This window comes from uncultured Campylobacter sp., from assembly GCF_938045595.1.
Classification (GTDB): Bacteria; Campylobacterota; Campylobacteria; order Campylobacterales; family Campylobacteraceae; genus Campylobacter_B.
On record NZ_CALIBB010000119.1, the window covers coordinates 1 to 6,352 of the forward strand.

General features: G+C 49.0%; 5 protein-coding genes. 1 reads left to right on the forward strand and 4 read right to left on the reverse strand.

The genetic code is table 11. The features are described 5' to 3' along the window. Positions 1-373: 373 nt before the first annotated feature. The 3 genes from Q0340_RS04910 to Q0340_RS04920 form a co-directional block, all read right to left on the reverse strand. A complete protein-coding gene (locus Q0340_RS04910) occupies positions 374-1,045 on the reverse strand; it encodes a NapC/NirT family cytochrome c (protein WP_298082410.1) in 672 nt (223 codons plus the stop codon). Continuing rightward, complete coding sequence (locus Q0340_RS04915; protein WP_298082406.1) at positions 1,042-1,473, reverse strand: cytochrome c3 family protein; 432 nt, start codon at positions 1,471-1,473, stop codon at positions 1,042-1,044. The genes Q0340_RS04910 and Q0340_RS04915 overlap by 4 nt, the downstream gene beginning before the upstream one ends. Positions 1,474-1,552: 79 nt before the next feature. Beyond that, entirely contained in the window at positions 1,553-3,094 is a 1,542-nt protein-coding gene (locus Q0340_RS04920; protein WP_298082407.1) for a flavocytochrome c, read from the reverse strand. A 140-nt stretch (positions 3,095-3,234) separates the two neighbouring features. Here Q0340_RS04920 and Q0340_RS04925 point away from each other — a divergent pair, with 140 nt between their 5' ends. Next, positions 3,235-4,146: a LysR family transcriptional regulator gene (locus tag Q0340_RS04925; RefSeq protein ID WP_298082408.1), complete on the forward strand. Its 912-nt coding sequence runs from the start codon at positions 3,235-3,237 to the stop codon at positions 4,144-4,146. A 214-nt stretch (positions 4,147-4,360) separates the two neighbouring features. On the opposite strand, the gene Q0340_RS04930 is transcribed toward Q0340_RS04925, so the two are convergent. Beyond that, positions 4,361-5,350: a c-type cytochrome gene (locus tag Q0340_RS04930; protein ID WP_298082409.1), complete on the reverse strand. Its 990-nt coding sequence runs from the start codon at positions 5,348-5,350 to the stop codon at positions 4,361-4,363. Positions 5,351-6,352 lie beyond the last annotated feature (1,002 nt).

The window sequence follows — 6,352 nt, forward strand, 5'->3', positions numbered from 1 at the left end:
ATTTCGTAGAATAAGCACACTGTATATCTGACATCGGCAAACTGATGTTTGTCTTTAAGCCCTTAATATAGCAGACGTTGACTGCGCCCTAGTATACGGCGCTAAGATATCAAAAAAAGCGATGATTTTTGCATGGCTTCTTTCGATGAAATTTTAAATTTGAATAAATTTTAAAGCTCGCCCGTAAAGCGTAAAATAGATGAGAAAGGATAAAATTTTACTTGCAGATCAAGCGGGATTAAAAGCGAGATAAATTTAATTTCGCTAAATTTAGTCGCCGCGGATCAAATTTGAGCCCTAAATTTGAGCTTTAAATTTAACCCGCGGCGGAGCATGAATTGAAGCGTGGATTGAACGCTTCTAATCTCAAGCGTTATTTCTTCGCGCTAGAAGCGTCCATAAAGGCCTGCTCTTCGGCGCTCGGTTTGTATTCGTCGCCGAAAAATTCCTTCTTCGCCTTGATCTTCTCCTGCATCATCTTCTTTTCGTAAATTTTATACGTCGGTCGCCAGTACTCTAGGTAGTTGCGAAGCCCGATGCCGTGGCCTGCGCTTACGTGGCAGCTCGCGCATTTAAGCTCGCGCTCAGTGCCTAGGAGCTTTTTGTAGTGCGCGTGCATGCGCTGCGCTTGCTCGGAGGTGATCTTGCTGTCGATCACGGTAGCGTGGCAGCTCGTGCAGCCGTTGTCAAACACATAGTGCTCGCGGTTTTCGCGCCTTTTGTTCCAATCAAATTTTTCAGGCTCGTCGAAGAAGTGCGAGTAGCCCTCCAGCACGCCGTTTTTGGCCTTTTGATAGACGTATTTTACAATATTGTCGTGCGGTAGGTGGCAGTCGACGCATTGGGCTTTGATGCCCGTTTTGCCCTTGCCCGAGTGGACGTCGTCTTGATAGGCGATCACCATCGGATCCATCTCGTGGCAGACGTCGCAGAATTTATCGGTGCTCGTTTTCTCAAGCGCATAGTGCACCGGCACGACGACGAAAAACCCTATAATACCGCTTATTAAGATGATAAGCGCTAGTAATTTTTTAGAAATTCTCATGGCGTCACCCCCATCCATTGCGGCACTTCGTGCTCGTGGCATTCGGTACACATATTCGTAGATGCCTTGTGCTCGTTGTGGCATTCGTCGCAGTATAGCGTAGGACCGTCGTGGACGGAGTTGTGCGGATTAGCCTTGAGCGTATCCATAAATTTAAGCCTCAAAGCGAGCTGCTTTTTGTCGCCGTGGCAGCTGATACAACCCTTGTCGCCGATGTTTTTAAATTTAGACGGATCGCTTCCTTGATTTATGTGGCAATCGACGCAATCAAACGACAAATGCTCATGATGAGGTTTGATTTTGTATTTTGCCCGAAGCTCATCTGAAACGACTATGTTCGTGGCGTTGGCGTCATTAGCGCTCGGCGCGCCGAACAAAGTCGCGATGATACAGCACAGAAACAGCGCTGTAAAACTGAAATTTTTCATTTACAACCTTTTAGAAAACTGCCTTGCCAGCTCGCTTTAGCTACCCAGCAAGGCTTTAAAGAGCTTGCGCTCAGACTAGCTAAGCGATCTGCTCACCCGCGATCATTCCGAAAACTATGCAGTCGGTGATCGCGACGGTGCCTAAGCGGCTCGCGCCGTGAGTTCCGCCCGTGATCTCGCCTGCAGCCCAAAGTCCAGGGATCGGCTTATTCGTCTTAGATGATAAGACCTCGGCTTTGGTGTTGATCTTTAGGCCGCCCATCGTGTGGTGAGGCTTCGGCGAGAGGCGGATGACGTAGAAAGGTCCCGCTTCGTTGATCTCGCTAAGCGCGCTTTCTTGCTTGCCAAACTCGTCTTTTTTCGCCTTAACGCCTTCGTTGTATTTTTTGACGCTCTGCTTTAAAGCATCCGCAGGCACGCCGTATTTGCTAGCGATCTCATCTAGGCTCGCGCATTCGCCCACTACCTTACCGCCTGCCATGCCTTTAGAAATAATCTCTTCGCTTAGGTCTTTAAACGCCATTTTGGTATCGGCGAAGGTTATCGGATAGGCTTTCGGATCCTCGCGTAAAATTTTAAACTCCGCGTCTGCGCGGGTCTTGCGGTCTGCAAGCTCGTTCATAAAGCGCTTGCCGTTGCGAACGTCCACGGCGATACCGTATTTAAAGGTGCCTTGCTGAGTTAGGATCGGAGCGGTGCCGAAGCCCTTCTCATCGGGGCTCGCCCACGGACCGAACTGGATCCAATCGACCTGCACCGGATACGCGCCGATCTCAAAGGCTTTTAGTAGCACGCCCGCGGTAGCTCCGGCGTGATTTGTGCTATCGACGTCGTCAGGAATGCGCGGATCTTGAAGCTTGCGGAAAATTTTATCGCGGCAAAATCCGCCCGCTGCGAGCACTACGCCTTTTTTGGCTTTGAGCGTCTTTTTTGTGCCACTCGTATTTTCAAGATCGTCGCTGTAAAGATTCGGATCAAATTTATACTCCTCGCGGATCACGACGCCCGCTACTCGCTCGCCGTCCATTACGAAGTCGTCAAATTTCGCGCGGCGGCGAAGCTCGCAGCCCTTATCTTTTAGCGTTTCAAATTTTTCAAGCATCGGCTGGATGTAGCCTGAGCCGCTATCATTTGTAGTTAGCATCGAGCGCGCGACGCTGTGTCCGCCGAAGTGCGCGCAGTGATCCATCTTAAATTGCACGCCGTTATCTACGAGGAATTTAAACGCGTCCAAGCCGCGATCGGCTAGGGTGCTTAAAAGCTCGGGGTGGTTGATGCCAAGTCCTGCTTTTAGACAGTCGTTCATAAATAGCTCTTTACTGTCTTTGATGCCCGTTTTTTCCTGCACTGGGTTCATCGGCACGCTCATACCGCCGCCGTTGATGACGGAGTTTCCGCCGATACGGCCCATCTTTTCGAGGATTAGCACTTTATTGCCTTTCTCGGCTGCTTTTAAGCCCGCCGCAAGTCCCGCAAACCCGCTGCCGATGATGATTACATCCCACTCCTCGTCAAATTTAACGTCCTTTGCGTCCACTGCGCTTGCTTGCGCATTTACCGCGCCGAGTGCGAGTGCACCGGCTCCTACCATACCCATTTTCAGTATGTCGCGTCTCTGCATATTTGCCCCTTTACTTAGAGATTTTTTAACCTTAAAGATTAATATCGTAATTTTATATTAAATCTTTATGTAAGTCAAATGTTATTTGGTATATAATTTAATAGCTAGAGGCTATAAAATTTCAACCGAAGGGGCAAAATATGAGTTTACGACATATGGAATTTGCGGTAAAAATTTCGGAGCTTAAAAGCTTTACAAAGGCAGCGAGCGAGCTTGGAATCGCGCAGCCGTCGCTTTCAAAGAGCATTATGCTTTTAGAAAAGGAGCTCGGGATTGAAATTTTTGATAGAAAAAACGGGCTTGAGCTTACCTATGCGGGCGAAATTTACATCGCCAGAGCGAAAAATATGCTTAGGCTCAATAAGGAGCTAAATAACGAAATACGCGGGCTTTCGTCGATCAAGACGGGCAAGCTCGTAATCGGCGCGACCTCGACCAGCTTTAAATTTATCGAAAAGATCATCGCGATGTTTTACAGCAGGTTTTCCAAAGCCGACATCAGGGTCGTGCACGCTCACTCCGAACCCGCGCTCATCGAGATGCTAAAAAGCGGCGAGCTTGATATCGTCTATGCCGCGCACTTCGGCGAGCTTTCTGCGGAGGGGCTTGAGTGTGAGTTTATAAAAAAGCGCAGGCTGCTTCTAAGCGTCTGCTCCTCTCATCCCGCTGTTTCGCGAGCGAGTATAAATTCTACCGAGAAATACCCTAAAATCGCGCTTAGCGAGTTCAAATCCGATAAATTTGCAATCAGCAGTAAAATTTTAAAAAGCGAATCGAACTTCAAAAAGATCTTTGAAAACGCAGGCTTTACGCCTCAAATTTTCTGCGACACCTCCTATCTGTACGTGGCTAACGCGATGGTTGCGGCGGGGCTTTGCGTGAGTTTCAGCTTCGCGCGGTACATTTTTGAGACGCAAAAGGACTACATCACGCTCTTTGACGTCGCGGATGAGCCGCTTTTGGACGTGTCGTTTTCGATCGTGTATAAAAAGCCCTCCAAGCTCGCAAAGGAATTTATAAAGATGATAAAAGCGGGCAAAAGCGGCGAGTAGGGCGCGCGGGAAATAATATGCACAAAATTTGTATTTTAATCTCGCGCTGAGCCATATCGTACTGTGCAAATTTACAGTAAATTTCAAGTTATACCGCACATCGTAAATTTGCTTTGAAATCCGCACCAATAGTGTTAGATCTGCTCTAAATTCTACAACCGAGCCGCATTAAATTTACGTCAAAATTCCGCCGCCGCAAGGACGGCGTTTGATTTTATTTTTTGATCATGCGTTTGTATGGGCCGAAGCGGTGATCGTTCTCGTCAAATCCGTCGTTGTAGGGCCCCACGTCCATATCCATCTGCTTGACGTCTAGGTCGGGGAAATCTTTCTTCCTATCGGGTTTGATCTTGCGCGGTTTTGAGTTTATATACGCCGTCACGTCGAAAGCTTCCTCCCAGCTTAGCGAGGCGTCCCCTTTAGGCATAGTGGCTTTGACATACCTCGCTCCTTCGATGAGCCTATACATACCGGCGCCCGTATTGTAGCTGTCATCGCCCCAAAGCGCGGGGAATGTGTAGTAATCGCCGCTTTGAGCAAACCCCTCGTTTTTTATCCCTTCGCCGTTTTCGCCGTGGCAGGCGGCGCATTTTGCGGCGTAAATTTCGCGTCCTTTTTTAGGATCCGCCGCGCGGTCTAAAAACTGCGCTTTCGGTAGTCCCTGACCTTTTACCTTTACGCCGACCTCATATCCTGCAGAGAGCCAGTGCATGTAGGCGATCATCGCGCGCATCTCTTTGGAGTTCGTAGGGATCGCTTTGCCCGCCATCGAGCGCTGAAAACAGCCGTTTATGCGGTCTTGCAGCGTGACTAGCTGATCCGATCTCGCGACATACTGCGGAAATCTCGCGTAGATACCCACGAACGGGCTTTGATCGGGCACGACGCCGCCGCTCGTATGACAGCTCGAACAGGAGAGGTTGTTGCCCGCAAAGCGCATTTTTTCATCCTTTGCCTGCGGTCCGAGATACCTCGTCGTCTCGTTGATGAGCTTCGCGCCGTAGATGACGGTCTTTGCATAAGGCGAGTCGCCGAGCTTCGCCTCGTCTATGACGCCGTTTTCGTCGATGCCTACGGGCAGCCTAAACTCCTGCGTCTTTTGCTCGTAAGGCACGGCTTTTTTGGCGTTGAGTTTGGCTACATCAAAGCCTAGAATGGGCGTAAAAAAGAGCGGAAGCGTTAAAACAAAGGCAGTTTTTCTCATATGTTCTCCTTTAAAAAAGTAAAATATACATTTGAAATTATTGAATTTTTTAGTTAAATGTGCGTTAAAATTTTAAAAAAGAAGCTATTGCGAGGGTTTGCGCGTAGCAAAAATTTAAAAGAGCCGAAATTTTAACTTAGCGCGACGATGAAATTTGACGCGAATTTTGCGCGGCCTAGCGATAAAATTTAAAGTAAATGGCGAGATTTTCTAAAATTTGAGCGGATGATTTTGGCAGAACCTGCGCGATTAGATTACTTGATTTCGTCATGCGATAAATTTTGGCAGTGCGGCGAGCTACGCAGAAAAAGAAGTCGAACCGTGATGCAGCGGATTTTTTTAATGCTTGCGAGAGTAAAATTTAAAAGATTGCCTCACTCCCGTCGCTCTTTTCGTCCGCACCGCTCGGCACGCTTGCTGCGCCTCTGTATTTTGCGTCGCAGATGCTGTGCCGTATATCAAAATATCAAAGCGCGATTGAACCCGCGCATACAAGCGCTCAGGAAGCGAACGGGTAAAATTTAGACGGGTAATTTCGCTCATTCGTAAAACCGCAGTATGTCGCTCGCGCAGGCTCCGATATTGCCGCGCGCAAACGAGCTGTTCGCAAAAACGTGTCGCGGCATGCCGCCGAAATACAAGTCGCAAATTAGTATTTCAGCGCGAGATTTGCAAAAGCATGTCGCGGTGCGTCGCAGCAGGATCGCCGGCGCATTTGAAATTTATCTAGGTCCGCCGGCGCGATAGGGCGAGGCGGATCGTCTCGTCTATGCGCCGTTTGGACGGCGCGCGTATTTATGCTCGCCCTGCACGCGCCTTAAACGGGCTCTAGGTTTGAAATTTAACCCGAGCGGGCTTGGAATTTTGAATTTAAGCGGATCTGGGCTTTGGCGGTCGGATCTGCTTGCGCGCCGCGCAGGACCGTATACGCGCTAGAATTATCGCCGCCGAGATAAAATTTCGCGCGACAGGCGCCGTAATGCGGCGGTATGAAAATCTAAA